Source organism: Microcoleus sp. PH2017_08_TRC_O_A (assembly GCF_020738665.1).
GTDB lineage: Bacteria > Cyanobacteriota > Cyanobacteriia > Cyanobacteriales > Microcoleaceae > Microcoleus.
This window is the reverse complement of the sequence record NZ_JAEQCE010000004.1, coordinates 50,344-68,183: the sequence shown is the minus strand read 5'-3', so window position 1 is coordinate 68,183 and position 17,840 is coordinate 50,344. Positions and strand designations below refer to the sequence as shown.

The window sequence follows — 17,840 nt, the reverse complement described above, 5'->3', positions numbered from 1 at the left end:
TGTAGGCGAGTCACCCCGTACCTACGCCGGATGAAGCGACGCAACTGATCGGGGGATTGCCCCTACAAGATTATGCGGAAAATATGAACGGGCGATCGCCATTTCAGGTGTGATTTAACTCACATTGTCACAACTACAATCCCCAAATATCAACTAGACTGCGCCATCAAATCCGAATCCTTTTTTTCCTTAGACCGATCGACACTAAAGTCTTCATAGTACGATCGCTCAGTATTCACATCCCACAAATCGTGCTTTTCCCCAAGCAGATTTCTCACCGCCAGCATCCCCGTCAGCATAGAATGGTCTTGGTTGTTGTATCGGTGCATACCATTTCGCCCGATCGTCTGCAAATTCTCAATCCCAGTCAAAAAACCTTCCAAAACCCGCAAATGTCCGCGATATTCGGCATCGTAAACAGGATAAGCCTTCGGCTGCCTCAGCACCACCCCATCCTCAACATCCGCAGCTTTTGCCAAACCCAACTCAACCAACTCGCGAGTTGCTAACTCCACAAGTTCAGCATCCGACATTACCCAAAGTTCCTCGCCTTCATTGCAAAAATACTCCATTCCCAAACAAGTTTTGCTCGCATCGGGAACCAATGCAGCACTCCAATTCTTAAAATTCTGAATCCGTCCGACTTTCACTTCGGGAGAATGAATGTAAATCCAGTTGTCAGGAAACAAACTTGGGCGATCGACAATCAGCGATACAATCAAAAAATCTCGATATTTTAGCGATCGCGCCGCGTGCAACACTGGCTCAGGCGGCTGCGGTTTCATCCGTGCTACCAGCGCCGATATCGGCATACTTGTAATGAAATTATCCGCCGAATATTCAACTATTTCTCCGTTATGTTCAGCAGTAATAGTTTTAATTTTATTACCTTCACGCTCAAAGCTAATCACCTTAGTATCGAGATAAACTTTGCCGTCTTTAGCTTCCACAGCTTCAGCGAACTTTTCCCACATCATCCCCGGCCCCAAAGCCGGATAGTCAAACTCTTTGATTAAAGTTTTAGTATCATTACTACCAAACAAAGCATTAATTATTGCGGTTGTCAGTGACAGCCCCTTAATCCGTTGCGCCGCCCAATCTGCTTGAATTTCCGAACAGGGAATTCCCCAAACTTTTTCTGTATAAGTCTTAAAAAATGTTTTGTACAAGCGATCGCCAAAACGATTGATTACCCACTGTTCAAAAGTTTCTTCTTTGGGAAGCGGCCAGAGTCTAACTCTCAGATAGCTCAAAATAATTAGCGCACTCTCAATTATCCCCAAATTAAACAGAGTATTGAAGGCCCCGATCGGATAGTTAAAAAATTTACCTCTATAAAAAATTCGCGACAAGCGCGGCACTTTAATAAACTCATTTCCCAGTACCTCTTGCCACAACTGCTGCACCGCTGCAACTTTAGTATAAAATCGGTGGCCGCCAATGTCGAAACGATAGCCTTTGTAGCTTTCGGTGCGGGCCAACCCGCCAACTTTATCCCCTTTTTCGAGTACAACAGGGACGATCCCTTGCTTGACTAGCTCGTAAGCAGCCGTCAAACCCGCAGGCCCAGCACCGACGATCGCCACAGGATAATGTTTCACTCAGCCTACCTCCAGCCTTTTTATTGCACTATACAATTATTTATAACTTCTAAAATTAATATATGCACCAGTGAATACCCTGATAAAATATCGATCGGCTGGAAGTTGAAGGACAATTTGCCTTGATTTATTGAGCGGATACTGGCAACCTAACTTTGCCAGTCAACAGCTTTTTTTGGGATAAGTGACGACCCGTGCCGATCGCAAATGCCAGTCCGCTGTAAAAATAGAAAAGCCAGTGCCAAGGAATGGTTTTCAGCGCAAATAAGATACCGTGTTTTTGCTGAAAAAATCGATAAAGCTCTGAATTAATTGCTACTAAGGGTATTGCCAGCAACCCAGCCAATAGCAGAAAGTTCAGCGACCAGCACGTCCCCACCACTGCCAGCAGCATGGCATAAGTTAAAACTACACTAATTCGGTTCGATACTTGCAAGTTGAGGTCATTATTCAATTTGCGATCGCGCCAAATCAGTTCAGTCCAAGGCAGCGCTCGGTAAAAAAAGTCAGCCTTCACCATCCCCACCGCTTCCCAGCGCTTTAAATGCTTGACTTGCAATGTTTTGCACAATCGAATTTTATAACCGGCTTGTTTCAAACGGTAGCCCAGCTCAATATCCTCGATCGAAGCTTGGCGGTAACTCTCATTAAAGCCACCCATCTGCAAAAAAATTTCCCGGCGAATCACTCCGCAAGCGCCCCAAAAAGTCGAAGCTTCTTCATTACCTGTTTGGTGCACGTAGTGGTGGAGCAAGTTCCTGTACTGCGATAAAAAATCGGGATCTCCAGGAGCATCGTCATAGGAACCGATCAAAGCAGCTAAGTAGGGATTATTTTTGAACACCGATTTCGCATAACCCACAGCCTCAGGACAAACAGCGACATCAGCATCCACAAAAAACAGAATATCTCCCTTCGCAGCTTGCGCTCCAAAATTTCTGGCTCGGGCGGGGCCGCCGCATTCGGGAATTCTGATGACTTTGGCGCCGAATTCCTTGGCCAGACGCCAAGAACCGTCGCTTTCCCCATCTGCTACTACAATAATCTCGATCGGCTTCGGTCTAGCTTGAGCCAGCTTTGACAAACAGGTGCGGAAGTAAGCTCCCCCATTGTGGACTGGGATAATTACGGATACAGTCGGTTCGTTAGTATAAATCATTACCGAGTTTGTTTTGAATTGCATGGAAAACCAATGATTGAATTTCAATGCTCCTACTTTACGAAAAGTAAAATCAGCTCTACATTTTTGTTTATAACCCGATTTCTGTTTATCTTCAACTAATTTTTTTGCTGGCAATGTAGGCTGCATTGATCCCCATTCATGCCTGTATTCTAAGCCACATCTGGCTGAGACTCACCTGATGAAGACAACAGCTTTACGAAATCTTTATATATATCATTGTTTTTGTAAACCTTCTAAAAAGCCCCACCAGCCATTGTGTTTCAGAGTATTCCACCGCACAAGAATTTGATTTTTTTTGACCGTAACAAGTATAAAAAGCAACATATGATATACTGAGACTCTCCGGCGATCGCGAGTTGCCCAGTACAGTTGATTTTATATATGCGATCGGCGAGTCACTCCTGCACCAAGTCTGTATCCCGACTGCTGTGTCAATGCACATTTGATGAGTTTTGGCAATATATTTCAAATGTACACCTGCAAATTTTCGACGGTGTGCGATCGACCTTACCACTTTGTTAAGATACCATTAAATCGGTGCCTGAGAGTCAAAAATTTTACATAAAAAAGTTTTTATATCGCATGAACAACACCAAACACAATTTAAATCAGCCATTAATTTCAGTAATTATACCGGCTTACAATGCTGAGGAATTTATTGCCCAAACAATCGAGTCTGTGCTATCTCAAACTTATCAGAATATAGAGATTTTAGTTGTGGACGACGGCTCTACAGACACAACCGCTGAAATCATCAAATCTTTTGCTCAAAAAGATAGCCGAATCATCTTATTGCAGCAATCAAATGCAGGTGTAGCCGTCGCTCGCAACCTAGCCTATTTACACTCAAAAGGCGAACATATTGCTCCGATCGACGCTGACGATATTTGGTACCCGCAAAACCTGGAAAAACAAGTTGAATGCCTGACAAAATCGGAATCTTTTGTTGGAGTTATTTATTCCTGGTCATTGGATATTAACGAAGAAGGTTTGCTGACAGGTGGATTTTACAACTCAACGATCGAAGGATCGGTTCACGATGCCTTAGTTTATAAATATTTTATCGGCAATGCCAGTTCATCTCTAATCCGTCGCGCTTGCTTTGAAAAAGTCGGCGGTTACAACTGCAAATTCAAACTAGAAAATGCTCAAGGTTGCGAAGACTGGGAATTGCACCTCCGCATCGCCCAATACTATCAATTTAAAGTAGTACCGGAGTATTTAGTCGGCTACCGACAGATTTCCAGCAGTATGTCTTGCAACTATGCCGCAATGGCAAAAGGCCATACTTTGATTTTGGCAGATGTCCGGCGGTATCACTCGAAAGTTCCCGAGAAAGTTTACTGCTGGTCTAGCAGTAATTTTTACATTTATCTAGCTGTCAAAAGCAACCGCAACGGCAATTACCGGAGTACATTGTTTTGGCTATATCGAGCTTTAAAAGAAGATTTTGTGATGGCTTTGCTGCGTCATAATTTGTATTTGTTGTCAATAGAAAGTTTGGTAAAAATGATATTAGGATCGAGAAGTGAATCGGGATTGGAGTTGAAGCAAACATCGGATTCAAGTGCCGGGACGACAATTGCTGCGATCGAAAAGCGAATGAATATTCACAGAATGTTGCCGTCGCAGGTGTATGAAAGAATGCGGTTGAAGAGTTTGGGAAATCGAGCAGTATAATAATATCACTCTGTGAACAGATACGTAGAGACTGTACATCAAATTTGTCCGTAATCATGTCTTACTCAAAATCTGTCAAAAAGCACGCTCTCCTCGGAGTCCGGCCGGGGTTTAAACCCCTGCCTCAAGGCGAAAGTCGGTTAAAAAACGACTCAAAAACCAGATCGAAATCAGGTTAACTCCAGTCCTCTAAAAGAGGACTTTCGCTATGAGACAGGGGTTGAAAACCCCTGTCGTACTGCGAGAATCGCGGTGAAATTCTCTGACTCACAACAGTTAAATCTGTTCGATCGAGCTATAATCTAAGCGTGAGAAGCTGTAGGAGTTTTAGCTTTCGGCTGCTTACCATCCGGTGAAATAGATTCCCCTTCAATAAACGATCGCAACATCCAAGCCATTTGTTCGTGCTGTTCCATCAAACCAGTCAAAAAGTCGGCGGTTCCATCATCCTTAAACTCTTCACCGCACTGTTCGACGTGTTGGCGGAGATTGCGAATAATCAGTTCGTGGTCATCAACTAAACGCGACACCATCTCAGTCGCCAAAGGCAAATCGCCGATATGTTCTTTAATCGAACCATACTTCAGAAAACCCTCAGCAGTACCAATTGGGTAGCCACCTAAAGTTCTCACCCGTTCCGCCATAGCATCGATATTTACTGTTAACGCCTGGTAGTGTTCTTCCCACAACTGATGGAGCGATCGAAACTGCGGGCCTACTACATCCCAGTGATACTTTTTGGTTTTGATTAACAGCAGATAAGCATCTGACAGGTCGTGATTCAATAGTTCGATAACGCCTGCACGTTGTTCGTCAGATAGACCTATGTTTAACTTACGCATTGAAACTGTTCCTTAAACTCTTAGTTTCCATCTATTACAACAAATTTCCTCCGTCAAGTACATCAACCCAAAGGACGATCGCACTTTAGTAAAATATCTCCATCTCAGGTTAGAGTAATCACAATATAGATACCCTTAGATAGATGCAATGAAACTTTTTGTTCCGGGTCGCCTTTGTTTGTTTGGCGAACACAGCGATTGGGCCGCCAGTTATCGCCCGCACAATCCCGCTATAGAAAAAGGCTGTACTCTGATAGCCAGTACAAATCAAGGAATTTATGCCGAAGTCAAAAAACATCCGACACACTTGATTTTGCGGGCAGCTTTAAATGATGGCACAAAAATTGAAACTGCACTCCCGATGGCAAAAAATGCTCTGCTTGCTGAGGCCCAAACAGGAACTTTTTTCAGTTATGCAGCCGGTGTTGCCGCTCAATTTCTCTCGCACGGCTACGCGGGAGGAGTAGAAATTGACAATTATTTAACTGATTTGCCAATTCAGAAAGGCTTGTCTTCAAGTGCCGCAATTTGCGTGTTAGTAGCCCGCGCTTTCAATCGCTTATACGATTTAAAAATGAACGTCCGCGACGAAATGGAAATGGCTTATTTAGGCGAAATTGCCACACCTTCGCGCTGCGGCCGCATGGATCAGGGTTGTGCCTATGGAAATCGACCAATTTTGATGTTTTTTGACGGCGATCAAATGGATGTTGTTGAGCTAAAAGTTGCCAAAGATTTGTTTTTTGTCATCGTAGATTTGGGCGCTAGCAAAAACACTCAACAAATTCTGGCAAGTCTGAATCAGGCTTATCCCTTTGCTGTGACTGAAGTTCAAGCAAACGTGCAGAAACATCTTGGCGCGATTAGTTCTAAAATTACGCAAGATGCGGCCGCAGCTTTGCAGCAGGGAGATGCGGTCAAACTCGGCGAGTTGATGAAAGTTGCCCAGAGGGAATTTGACAAGCATTTAATCCCCGCTTGTCCTGGTCAATTAACGGCTCCAGTCTTGCACGAACTCCTGAATTGTCAACCGATTCAGCCTTATATTTTGGGCGGTAAGGGAGTTGGTTCTCAGGGAGACGGCACGGCGCAATTTATCGTGAAAGATGCAAAAAGTCAACAGCAAGTTATCGAGATTATTTCACGGAATTTTCCTCAGATGGAATGTGTGAAACTTACTATTAGTTCTCAGACCCATTTGCAGCCTGAAACAGAATTTAATGCAGCAACAACCCCAGAAATATACAGGCGGGACGCCTGTTCCACGCAGATAGAAGAAAGAAAAGATGCAGAAACCCCAGAAATATACAGGCGGGACGCCTGTTCCACGCAGATAGAAGAAAGAAAAGATGCAGGAAAAGCTTCCCGACTGCAAGTCAGAAAAGCCGTGATTCCAGCCGCTGGTTTCGGCACTCGGATGTTTCCGGCTACTAAGGCAGTGAAGAAGGAATTCTTACCAATTATCGATCGCACTGGCCGCGCTAAACCGATAATTTTGGCAATTGTGGAAGAAGCTTTGAGTGCGGGAATCGAGGAAGTTGGTATAGTTGTCCAAAAGGGCGATCGCACTTTTTTTGAAGATTTCTTTAAAACTGGGCCGTCTCCCGAACTTTTCCAAAAACTGTCTCAGCAAAATCAGGATTATAGCCAATATTTACAAGAGTTGGGACAGCGCGTTACAATTCTCACTCAGGATGTCCAGGAAGGGTTCGGACACGCTGTATTTTGTGCTAGAGAATGGGTGAACAACGAGCCATTTCTCCTGCTTTTGGGCGATCACATTTACTCGTCGCAAACAGAAAGCTCTTGTGCGCGCCAACTATTGGATATTTACTCGCAAGTGCAGCACAGCGTCATTGGTTTGAGGGTAACACCATCTGATGTAATTCATCACTACGGCTGTGCGGCGGGAGTTTGGCAGGAACAAGATGCTATTTTGTCGGTGACGCAAGTTTACGAAAAGCCGGATATCGAGTATGCGCGGCAGCATTTAAGCGTAGAAGGCTTGGCAGAGGATTTATTCTTATCAATGTTTGGGATGTATGTCCTCGATCCTAAAATCTTTGATTGTTTGGCAGAACATATTAATAGCAATTTTCGAGAAAGAGGCGAATTTCAGTTAACGTCGTGTTTGGATAAGTTGCGGGAGTTCGAGGGAATGGCTGGTTATGTGGTGCGAGGGCGGTGTTATGACACGGGATTGCCGGATGTTTACCGGCAGACTCTGATTGATTTTCCCATATCTCGGGGGGCGATCGGCTAATCAGCTTTCAAATTAGAGTTTTTCCCAGCATTCGCCTTTAGGTACGTAGTTGCGCTTCAGCGCTCTTTCATATATATAAAGAGCGCCCAAGCGCAACTACGTACCTAGATAGCTGCCTCATCAACTCTATTCCTTGTTTTTCCGTTGTTAGCCGCCCCAAGATCGCAGCAATTGTAACGACATATTACAAAATGACGCTAAAGCAGCATAGAGGCTTGACAGCAAAGAATTAAGTAGCTAATCTAATATACATACCCGGGTAAGTCAATTCACTGATATGCAAGAAAAGCAAAAAGTTACACTGTATCTTCCACCTGAACTGCATCGCCAGCTCAAAATCAAAGCCGCAGTAGAAACCGAACCGATGTCATCAATTGCAGAAAGGGCAATTGTCTTCTACCTAGGAAACCCCGAACTGGTTGACGAAGTAGAAGCCTCCTACGGACAAACCCACCGGGTGTACACTTGTCCAGAATGCACGGGTTCAGTAGTAATGCGAGATGGAGAACTGGCATCCGTAACAAGTCAGCCGAGTGTATTGGCTGAGCAGGATCTTCCAGTCAAGCAAGTGTCAGGCGTCAGTGCCAGCACAGCCCAACCGGGAGAGGAAGAATTGGTTCCCTGCTAAGAATGCCTTGCTTGCTCAAAAAGCCATAACTGGAAATCTCATTCAGCAATGGGCTAATGGCAGCATTGAGATTCAGCAAAGATAGCACCGTCTCTAGTGGGTCGAGGAATATGCAAGAAGAGATCAGTATCCTAATCCAAGCTCAATATCCTCTGATCTACCTCGTGACATCCGAGGAAGAGCGGTGTGAGCAAGCAATTTCCGCAATAGCTCAAGCTAAGCCGCAGCGCCGAGTCTTTGTCTGGACTGTAACCCAGGGCATGATAGAGTACGGTCAACCTCGTGCAAACACTCAGCAAAGCACCCTCTCGCCGCAGGCAGCTATTGAATGGGCGATTAGGCAGCGCGAACCGAACAACAACGCTACTATCTATGTATTCAAAGACCTGCATCCTTTTAAAGATGATGCAACCGTAACAAGGTTGTTGCGTGATGCGATCGCCAACTTCAAAGGAACACAAAAGACAATTATACTGATGTCTCCTTTGCAGCAAATCCCGATCGAGCTAGAAAAGGAAGTGGTAGTCTTAGACTTCGCGCTCCCAGACATGGCGGAACTAAACCAAGTATTGTCTAGCCAGTTGGAGCAAACGAAATCGCGACGCATTACCACAGAATCGCGAGAAAAACTTTTAAAAGCAGCCTTGGGATTGACTAAGGATGAAGCTGAAAAAGTTTATCGCAAAGCCCAAGTTTCCACGGGGCGCTTAACCGAAGAAGAAGTAGACATAGTTCTGTCGGAGAAAAAGCAATTAATTCGGCGCAACGGCATTCTAGAGTTTGTAGAAGAAGACGAAACCCTGGATGCAGTCGGGGGTTTAGAAGAACTCAAACGGTGGCTCAAGCAGCGTTCCAACGCCTTTACAGAAAGGGCGAGAGAATACGGCTTGCCCCAACCCAAAGGAATGCTAATTCTCGGCGTACCCGGATGCGGAAAATCGCTGATTGCCAAGACTACCTCCCGCCTGTGGGGACTGCCCCTGCTCAGGCTAGATATGGGTAGAGTCTACGACGGCTCGATGGTAGGTCGATCGGAAGCAAACCTCCGCAACGCGCTCAAAACCGCAGAATCCATCTCCCCAGCTATCCTCTTCATCGACGAACTAGACAAAGCCTTTGCAGGAGGCACTGGTTCGGCCGACTCAGACGGAGGAACCTCCAGCCGGATTTTCGGCTCATTCCTCACTTGGATGCAAGAAAAGACTTCCCCAGTCTTCGTAATGGCAACAGCCAACCGCATCGAGCGTTTACCCGGGGAATTCTTGAGAAAAGGTCGATTCGACGAACTCTTCTTTGTTGACCTACCGACGAAAGAAGAACGCCAAGATATATTCAAAATTCACCTGTCAAAACGGCGTCGGGAAATTTCTCGCTTCGATTTAGAGCAACTTTCCAATGTTTCCGACGGCTTTTCAGGAGCAGAAATTGAGCAAGGGCTAGTAGCAGCCATGTACGAGGCCTTCGCTCAAGATAGAGAGTTTACGCAGTTAGATATCATCGCGGCCATTAAATCTACATTGCCACTGTCTAAAACCATGACCGAACAGGTCAGCGCCCTCCGAGATTGGGCGAGACAGCGCGCACGGCCCGCTGCGTCTTCCGTCGCTGAATACCAGCGAATGGAATTCTAAAAGCTTTCTCCTGGTCCAAACAGGAGCAAAGGCTAGCAACAGCTAGCAGTTCGATTGAAGAGCCGCCCAGCGGCACCGTTAAATCCAGACCGTTGTTGTTTCTCTCTCAGTTTTATTAGGAGGAAATCCAATGTCTCACTTTAGCACTCTGCGTACCAAAATCACTGATGCCGAAATCCTGAAAGCTTCCCTACGTGACTTGGGCATTTCAGTCAAGTCAGAAGCTGATGTTCGTGGCTATAATGGTCAGCGCGTTCGCTCCGACATCGTGGCGACTCTGGAAGGCGAATACGACCTGGGTTGGTCTCGCAATAGCGACGGTTCCTTTGATCTGATTGCAGACCTCTGGGGCGTTGCCAAAAAGCACAATCAAACTGAGTTAATTAACTCCATTAACCAGAAGTACGCAGTTAACAAGACCTTGGCAGCAGTCAAGCAGCGCGGTTTGCAAAACGCCAACGTCAAGTTGGTAGTGCAAAATTAATAACTCTGCGTGTTTCTAAGCTTGCGGGTTAACCAAATACTGGTTAACCCGTTTTTAGCTAGTTCGGCGGGAATCCCCACACTATATCGTTTACAGATTGGTGTGGGATGAAAGCCCGGTTGATTGAGGTGGGATGGTTGACCAATCCTGGAGGGCTGGGAAACCATCACCGCCGAAATCAACCAACTTTTGATATGCTGTAAATACAGTGGGGCTGGACGTGTTCCTCACTATAAAATGCCGAGCGAGAGAAACATTTTGGAGTATCTCGTTCGCGAAGCGTTCCCGAAGGGTAGGAAGATCTTGATATCCGTAAGAGGACTCAGATGCCTACGCTGTAATCGTTGATTCAGAGTAGGAGCGTCACCGAGGATGTAGAGTGTTTTTTTTATCCGCTACGTACTTTTTTGCAAGCTTAAGCAGCAGCTTTTTATCTGAAAGTTGCTGCTTTTGTGCTTGACTAGCTAATGCTTCTGGCAAGTGTCGATCGTTTGTTGATAAATTTCAATCATGCGATCGACTTTGCGTTCCCAGTCAAAATGCTCCCGAACCCGCTCCCATCCCGCCCTACCCATACTCTGTCGCATCTCCTGCGACTGAGCGAGCTTCAGCATAGCGTCAGTCAGTCCCTTGACAAAGCCTTCTTTAGAAGCTGGTTCTACTAAAATACCGCAACTGGAATCTATATAATCCATCGGGCCGCCCCAATTGGTGGCAATGACGGGCAAGCCGACGGCCATTGCTTCCATTACCACGGCTCCCCCAGGCTCCCGCAAACTCGGCAGCACCAGTACATCGGCTTGTTGCAGTTTGAGAGCGCATCGATCCTGAGACAACCAGCCACTAAATACAACCCTGGCCTCCTGGCCTAAACGAGCTGTTTGAGCTTCGAGTTCCCCTCGCATCTCCCCATCGCCGATGATTTCCAAAACAGCATCCGTTTGAGCGGCGACGGCTCTGAAGGCTTCTAGCAGCAAGTCTACCCCCTTCCAGTCTGCCAGTCGCCCCAAGAAAACAAAATGGATTTGTTGATTAGGCTCCTTTGATGCCATAGATTCCGATCGCCACACCGATAAATCCACGCCGTTTTCCACAAGTTCGATGATTTTACCCTGCACCCCCGCCGGAAGTGCCTGCTTCGTGCGATCGTTTGCCACTAACACCGTCTCTGCTTTGATTTTACCGGGCAAAAGACGGTTGAACAAGTTGACGAACTGATAACCGATCTCGATTAAAATATCTACTGAACGGTTTTGGCGCGATCGAAATGCCAAAGGAAATTTAACCGCCGTATTCAGTGGCCCCATAACTACCGGCACCCCTAAGGCGAACATCAGGGACGGAAATTTTGCCGAAACTGGTGTCGGCTCGTGAACAATATCAATCTGTTTTTCGCTCACCAGCCGATCGACAATACCGCGCTGTAGCACTTGGGTGTATAGGTGACTGAGCAGCCCTAAAGTAGGCGCACCTAACCTTGGAGGCAAGAATCGCCCGCAATTGTTAAGCAGCCGATGCACCCATGTGTCGGGTACAAAGCGCATTCGATCGCATTCTTCTGGAAACAGCGCTTCGAGTTCAGCTTGAGTGCGCCCGTGTACCACTAACCATGTCTCTATTTGGCGGGATCGAAGTATTCGGAAGTAGTGCACCGGCAGCAATGACTCTCCACCGAATTTGTTAGAGGCATTTTCAGCAACAATTACAATTCGCATAACTTGTTTTCCACCCCATAAAGAGATTTATCTACTAAGCTGTTGTGCATTTAAATTGTATATTTCGGTTTGCGAACAAAAATCTTCAATCCGCTGCCCTTCTAACCCTCAATTACCATACACAATCTAGATGCACAACAGCTTATTTAGAGCGAGCGGTACTTTTAGCGTCAATCATTTTATGATAAATTTCAAGAATTTTTTCTGCCTTTGGCTCCCATGTAAATTCTTTCGCTTTTTCGATACACTTAGCTGACATAACTTGCCGCAAGCGATCGTCTTCGACCAAAATCTGAATTTTATTTGTTAACTCCTGAGTAAGATACTCTCTAGAAGTTGGCTCTATTTTAAATCCAGTTTCTTCAGTCACGTATTCGGCTATACCGCCATTGTTTGGTACAATACAAGGCAACCCACAAGCCATAGCTTCCATTACCACTGCGCCGCCAAATTCCCTAATCGAAGGGAAGCAAAAAATATCCGCTTGCTGGTAATAGTCAAGTGTTTCTGCTTGACCTACCCAACCAGCAAACTTAACTTTTTCTCCTAAGTTAAGCTTCTCTACTTGAGATTCTAATGCTTTTCTTTCTTGCCCGTCACCTACTATTGTTAATTGAACTTTTTCTTTAATTTTTGGTTCTAGTCTATTCACAGCTTCGATGAGAATGTCAGCACATTTGTAAGGAACCAATCGACCTACAAAAAGTAAATTTATCTGGCCACCCTTTTTTGTTTTTGGTTCTTGTTTTAAGAAACTACTGGCAATACCATTTTCGTAAAATAGTTGAATTCTCTGGTCTGGTATCGCAAACAAATCTTTGAGCATATTTAAGGTATATGTTGAACCTGCCAAAATTTGGTCTGCTTTTTTGTAAGTTTCTACATAACCTGGAATTAAGGCTCGACCAACTGCCCTCAAAAAGTTGAATTGAGCAAATTCTTGTTTGGCAGTTTCTTGAAAGCCTGGTGGAAAAGGAATGCCTCCATTGACTGGGCCTAGCAGAAAAGGAGTGTTTTGGCAGGCGCTGACTACCTTAAACGGATACCGCGGCATCATCGGGGTAATTGCATGAACTATGTCATAATCTCCCTTGAGAATTTTGGAGTGAAATTTTTGATATACTTGCTGATTAAATTCTTCATAAATTGGGTAGCTCAAAGCATTATACAGTGGCCAATTTATTTTACCATTCGCGGTAATTTTTTCTACTACTTTGTAATACTGCGTAGCAATCTTTCCTTCTTCAATATAAAAAACTTTTTCGTATTCAGGGTGTTTTTGAATAGCGGATTTATTTCTAGCATGGGTGACAAGTGTTGCATCAACTAGCTTGCTAATTTGTTCAACAAAATTGTACCCCACCAAAGGTACAGAAGCCCATTCAGGATTGCACTGCTCTACAATTAGTAAAACTTTTAATTTTTGGTCGTTCATTGGTTAGATTCCTTTGTTGACGATCGATGAATATTTGGAAGTTGAGTTTTGAAGAGATTAATCGATATTAAGCGTTTTTTTTTTCGATGCGAGAGTCGGCTGTAGAGGTTGATGGAAAAATCCGCCTCTACATCAACACCCGATTTGCAATTACAGGGGAGAAGTTGCAGAAAAAACAAGTTAAGTTGATGGTAACTGATCTACTTAGTAGACTTAGCACTCATTGTAACTTTCTCAATTGATGGGCTTGATGTCTTGTATTCGATCAAGTTGCTGCGCTGTCTGAGCAACCGGCGTTTGTAAAACAGCATCTGACCCTGCAATTGAGGAAATCTCCCCAACACGCAAGATAATGCGTAGAGAGCAGCATCCTTTGATTTTAAGTTTTGCTGCATCCGCCGATAGATGCGGTAGCCAAGTATCGGGTAGCCCCAAAGCAACAACAGGCTCCAGCCGTGCGTAACCCACGCTGTCCCGATTGCTAGCACGGGCAAAACGAATCCCCAGAACCAGATGCTGGTGCTGTCTTTGACCCAGTGGCGTTCGGGGGTGTTTCCGTGCAACCAGGAACCTTCGGCGTAGGCATGGCCTGCTCTTTGACAGCGCTTCCACCACTGGTCAAAACGAGTCATTTGGGCGTCGTGCAAAGTCATTTCTGCATCTAATCGCTCGATTTTCCAACCATTTTGGCGCAGCCGCACGCAGAGTTCCGGTTCTTCACCGGCGATCAGTATGGGGTTGAAACCGCTGACTTGCTCGAAGGCTGATGCCCGCATCATCGAGTCGCCCCCGCAGGCTTTGGCTTCCCCGATCGGGCTGTCCCACTCAATGTCGCAGAGTCGGTTGTATGGTGTGGCATTGGGATACCGCTCGCGGCGGCGCCCGCACACTACAGCTAATTCGGGTTGCGCTGCGAGTTTTTGCTGGGCAAATTCGAGCCACCCATCAACTATGGAGCAGTCGCCGTCTACGAATTGGACAAATTCGATGTCTGGAACTGCTTGTCGCAGGCTGGCAAATCCTGCATTTCTGGCGCGTGCTGCTGTAAAGGGTGTAGATAAGTCGAGTTCTACTGTCTCAGCTCCGAGCGATCGGGCTAATTCCAAGCTGCCGTCTGTTGAGCCGGAATCGACATAAACTACGCAAGCTACTTTGCCGATCGCTGACAGCAAGCACGCTCCGAGGCGAGATCCTTCATTCCGCCCGATAGCAACCAATCCAACTTGTTTCAAAGCTTACCTCTGGAATTCCACTTGCGATCTATTATTTTAATATTTTAGTAAAAGTCAAGCTAATTTCACAATATCTTGATTCCCAAACTTTTAGCGAGTGGCTGTAGTGCGCGTCAAAGCGTGTTTAGCTTATTATATATTAAGTCAAATCCGATCCAGCATTTTTATTTGAGAAGAGTCAACCATGCTAAATATCAGTTCTTTGTTCACCTTTTACTGTGGCGGTCAAGGAATTAGCCATACATTTTTGTCACTTTGTCAGTGGGATTACCCAGACTTTAAAACCCGCATGGTTGTTCCCAGTTGTGCACCGTCATATCGCGGGTATAATATGGTCGAAAGCGTACCCCCATATTTCAGAAGGGTGTACTACAGGCTCGGAAATTTTGCGCAATCTTCTGCTGAAAAGCGTTTTCTGAGAGATATCAATGATTTTGATGCAGTTTACTTGTGGCCTCGCACTTCAATCGAAACTGTTAGAAAGGTAAAGCAGCAGGGGCAAACACTTTTTTTTGAGCGTATTAACTGCTCTACTAAGAAGGCAAAATATATTCTTGACGATGCTTACGGTCGCTTGGGCATTGCTCCCCAACATGGAATTACAGATGCGATGATTCAGCAAGAAGATGAAGAAATGAGCTTGGCTGATTTCATTTTTTCTCCTAGTCCAGAGGTAAAAAAATCTTTTCTCGAAATAGGAGTTCCCGAATACAAACTGATGTCAAGCAGTTACGGGTGGTGTCCCAAGCGTTTCCCAAATATTTCGCCCAAAAAACAGCCATCAGACACCGTTACTGCGCTCTTTGTGGGCACCATCTGCGTCAGAAAAGGAGCTCACTTGCTCTTGCAAGCCTGGGAAAAAGCTGGCATTAAAGGCAGACTGGTGCTTTGCGGAGAGATGGAGCCTGCAATTGCCGAAAGTTGCAGCGATATTTTAGGACGCTCGGATGTAATTCATATAGATTACACGCTCAATATTGCGGGCGTATATGGCGAAGCTGACATTTTTGCCTTTCCGAGTCTCGAAGATGGTGGCCCGATGGTTACTTATGAAGCTATGGCTTACGGGTTGCCAGTTCTCACCTCACCTATGGGAGCGGGGGCCATTGCCCGGGACGGCAAAGATGGGATAGTCATAGACCCTTACGACTGTGAAGCTTTTGTTGAAGGCTTGCGAAAGCTTGCTTTGTCCCCGGAGTTGAGAGCACAGATGGGTTATAATGCTCGCCAGCAAGCCGAGGAATTTACCTGGGAAAAAGTAGCACGCCGCCGGAAAGATTTGATGCAGGAAAAATTGAAAGTTTAGGAATTAGGAGAATTATCTGAAAGAATCCTTGCTCTGCAACTTCCTTTTTCCTGCGAATATTTCTAGGAGTGCATTTTCAGGCTTAGGGTTTTTTGGGGATAATTTTTGCTGGTATTCCGACTGCGGTTGCGCCCGGTGGTACGTCGCAAATCACCACTGCATTGGCGCCTATCAAAGCATGATCGCCGATCGTTACGGAGCGAATAATTTTTGCTCCTGCACCGATATCGACGTGACCGCCAACTTGGACATTAGAAACAATTGTCACCTGTTGAAAAATCATACAGTTCGGGCCAATAGATGCCTCTGGGTGAATGACTATGCCATTAGGATGAAGCATAATGAGTCCCCCTCCTATCTGGCAGTTCAAAGGGATGTCAGTTCCAGCTACAATGCTCCAGAATATATGCTGGATTATGTTGAACCGGGATAAAAAATACCCTAAAATTCCACCTTGCTGCCGCCATTTTTGATAGTCGCGGATAGATTTTAGAAGTTGGCGACTGGGATCCCACCACTGGCAAAGTTTTTCGCGACTCCAATCTGGCTCGGTGGCAGAAACGACAGGTGTAGTTATTGATTGAAGCATTATTTGTGCAAGATAACAGATAAGATATACTGATAATCATGTGACATTCAATTATCAGTATACGATCGCTGGTTGGTGATTGACAATATTTATTTGTTGAAATTCTGTGACAATCCTATTTGAGTTGTAAGGTTTTTGTATGTTGCCAGGTTTTACTGGTAGGCACGGCGGGGTACTAACCTACAAAATGTTACAATTCATACAGAATTACTATATTGTCAACTTGTAATTATTTGGTTGACCGAGTTAATGTCTACTAACAAGCAGTAGCGATCGCTCCCAGCGTGCAACAATCACAATTGCCATAGAAATCCACGATTTCGTACAAGCATTTATCACTATAGAGGCGGTAGATCTCTAGTTTAAGTAACAGAAGAGACAGGTCACTTTTTTTGGTACTAATTTAAGGATTGTTTTCGACAGGGCGGGATTTGATAATTTTGGCAGGGATGCCAACGGCAGTTTGACCAGCAGGAATGTCTGATAAAACGACAGCATTTGCACCGATATTTACGTCGTCTCCCAGGTTGACCTTGCCGAGAATTTTTGCTCCGGCGCCGACGTTCACCCGATCGCCCAATTGAGGCGATTCTAGGGGTTTTTCCAAGTAGCGGTTCCCCAGGGTAACGCCTTGGCGGATAATGCAGTCGTCACCAAGAGTGCAGTGTCCATGAACGATGATAGAGCCTTCGTGTTCAATGACGACTCGGCGGCCGAGCTTGACTGTGTACGGCAAATCTATGCCGTAGGTGTTGCGGACTTTTCGGTAGAGCGATCGATATAGAATGCTCAAGGGAGCCCGCAGCAGTTTTGGTTCTACCTGCATTCTCCAGACACCGAATCTTTGAACTGCTACGGCGCGAAATCCCGGTTTTGTCCAATCGCGACCGTGAGCAATCCAGTCTTCTTTAATCTGCTCCCACAATCCGAGTGCAGGGGTTTCTACTTGATTTTCAGTTGCTATTAAATTTGACTCCGTTACCATAAGCTGTACTCAACACTCTGTTTTGTTTAAGTTGTTATTAGATGCCCCAGATATTAAGCTATTTCTCTGGTTTTTAGGGAGTAGTGCACCCGGTTTATTCACTCAAAAACACCAAGTGCTGCGGTGAATTATCTCAAAGAATTGCTTGAAATCCGGAACCCTTGTAGGGAGAAATTAAAATCAGACGATTCATTAATCTAATCCTCTTCTTTCCTTTGTTAAGTGTCCTCAAGTTGTCAACCCTTCGGCTTCGATGACTGACAAGC

The 17,840-nt window shown here is 45.4% G+C and carries 14 protein-coding genes; 6 read left to right on the top strand and 8 right to left on the bottom strand.

What is annotated here, in order from left to right; genetic code table 11:
• Positions 1-149: 149 nt before the first annotated feature.
• Both JGK22_RS02025 and JGK22_RS02020 read right to left on the bottom strand, forming a co-directional pair.
• Entirely contained in the window at positions 150-1,601 is a 1,452-nt protein-coding gene (locus JGK22_RS02025) for an NAD(P)/FAD-dependent oxidoreductase (protein ID WP_293190840.1), read from the bottom strand.
• Between the two features lie 127 nt (positions 1,602-1,728).
• Complete coding sequence (locus JGK22_RS02020; protein WP_293181752.1) at positions 1,729-2,760, bottom strand: glycosyltransferase family A protein; 1,032 nt, start codon at positions 2,758-2,760, stop codon at positions 1,729-1,731.
• 606 nt (positions 2,761-3,366) lie between these two features.
• Here JGK22_RS02020 and JGK22_RS02015 point away from each other — a divergent pair.
• Positions 3,367-4,464, top strand: coding sequence for a glycosyltransferase family A protein (locus JGK22_RS02015; protein WP_293312225.1), 1,098 nt, complete (start codon positions 3,367-3,369; stop codon positions 4,462-4,464).
• 302 nt (positions 4,465-4,766) lie between these two features.
• On the opposite strand, the gene JGK22_RS02010 is transcribed toward JGK22_RS02015, so the two are convergent.
• A complete protein-coding gene (locus JGK22_RS02010) occupies positions 4,767-5,306 on the bottom strand; it encodes a Dps family protein (RefSeq protein ID WP_293181673.1) in 540 nt (179 codons plus the stop codon).
• Between the two features lie 148 nt (positions 5,307-5,454).
• Between JGK22_RS02010 and JGK22_RS33200 the strand changes: the two genes are divergently transcribed.
• The 4 genes from JGK22_RS33200 to JGK22_RS01985 all read left to right on the top strand — a co-directional run bounded on the left by JGK22_RS33200 (position 5,455) and on the right by JGK22_RS01985 (position 10,312).
• Positions 5,455-7,569, top strand: coding sequence for a sugar phosphate nucleotidyltransferase (locus JGK22_RS33200; protein ID WP_366024801.1), 2,115 nt, complete (start codon positions 5,455-5,457; stop codon positions 7,567-7,569).
• A gap of 277 nt (positions 7,570-7,846) precedes the next feature.
• Complete coding sequence (locus JGK22_RS01995) at positions 7,847-8,197, top strand: hypothetical protein (RefSeq protein WP_293186657.1); 351 nt, start codon at positions 7,847-7,849, stop codon at positions 8,195-8,197.
• A gap of 110 nt (positions 8,198-8,307) precedes the next feature.
• Complete coding sequence (locus JGK22_RS01990) at positions 8,308-9,828, top strand: AAA family ATPase (protein WP_293186656.1); 1,521 nt, start codon at positions 8,308-8,310, stop codon at positions 9,826-9,828.
• 130 nt (positions 9,829-9,958) lie between these two features.
• Complete coding sequence (locus JGK22_RS01985; RefSeq protein ID WP_096832348.1) at positions 9,959-10,312, top strand: DUF1257 domain-containing protein; 354 nt, start codon at positions 9,959-9,961, stop codon at positions 10,310-10,312.
• A 464-nt stretch (positions 10,313-10,776) separates the two neighbouring features.
• Here the strand turns inward: JGK22_RS01985 and JGK22_RS01980 are convergent, their stop codons facing one another.
• From JGK22_RS01980 to JGK22_RS01970, 3 genes are all read right to left on the bottom strand, one after another.
• Positions 10,777-12,027 (bottom strand): glycosyltransferase family 4 protein, encoded by a 1,251-nt coding sequence (locus JGK22_RS01980; RefSeq protein ID WP_293190834.1) that lies wholly within the window; start codon positions 12,025-12,027, stop codon positions 10,777-10,779.
• A gap of 142 nt (positions 12,028-12,169) precedes the next feature.
• Positions 12,170-13,462, bottom strand: a complete 1,293-nt coding sequence (locus JGK22_RS01975) for a glycosyltransferase family 4 protein (protein WP_293190833.1) — start codon at positions 13,460-13,462, stop codon at positions 12,170-12,172.
• Positions 13,463-13,662: 200 nt separating this feature from the next.
• Positions 13,663-14,694, bottom strand: a complete 1,032-nt coding sequence (locus JGK22_RS01970; RefSeq protein ID WP_293186653.1) for a glycosyltransferase family 2 protein — start codon at positions 14,692-14,694, stop codon at positions 13,663-13,665.
• A 184-nt stretch (positions 14,695-14,878) separates the two neighbouring features.
• Between JGK22_RS01970 and JGK22_RS01965 the strand changes: the two genes are divergently transcribed.
• Positions 14,879-16,000, top strand: coding sequence for a glycosyltransferase family 4 protein (locus tag JGK22_RS01965; protein ID WP_293186652.1), 1,122 nt, complete (start codon positions 14,879-14,881; stop codon positions 15,998-16,000).
• An 82-nt stretch (positions 16,001-16,082) separates the two neighbouring features.
• Here JGK22_RS01965 and JGK22_RS01960 read toward each other — a convergent pair whose 3' ends face one another.
• Both JGK22_RS01960 and JGK22_RS01955 read right to left on the bottom strand, forming a co-directional pair.
• Complete coding sequence (locus tag JGK22_RS01960) at positions 16,083-16,340, bottom strand: hypothetical protein (RefSeq protein WP_293200845.1); 258 nt, start codon at positions 16,338-16,340, stop codon at positions 16,083-16,085.
• A 652-nt stretch (positions 16,341-16,992) separates the two neighbouring features.
• The gene (locus JGK22_RS01955; RefSeq protein ID WP_293186650.1) at positions 16,993-17,574 is read right to left on the bottom strand and encodes a serine acetyltransferase; all 582 of its coding nucleotides are present in this window, start codon (positions 17,572-17,574) and stop codon (positions 16,993-16,995) included.
• Between the last annotated feature and the right edge of the window lie 266 nt (positions 17,575-17,840).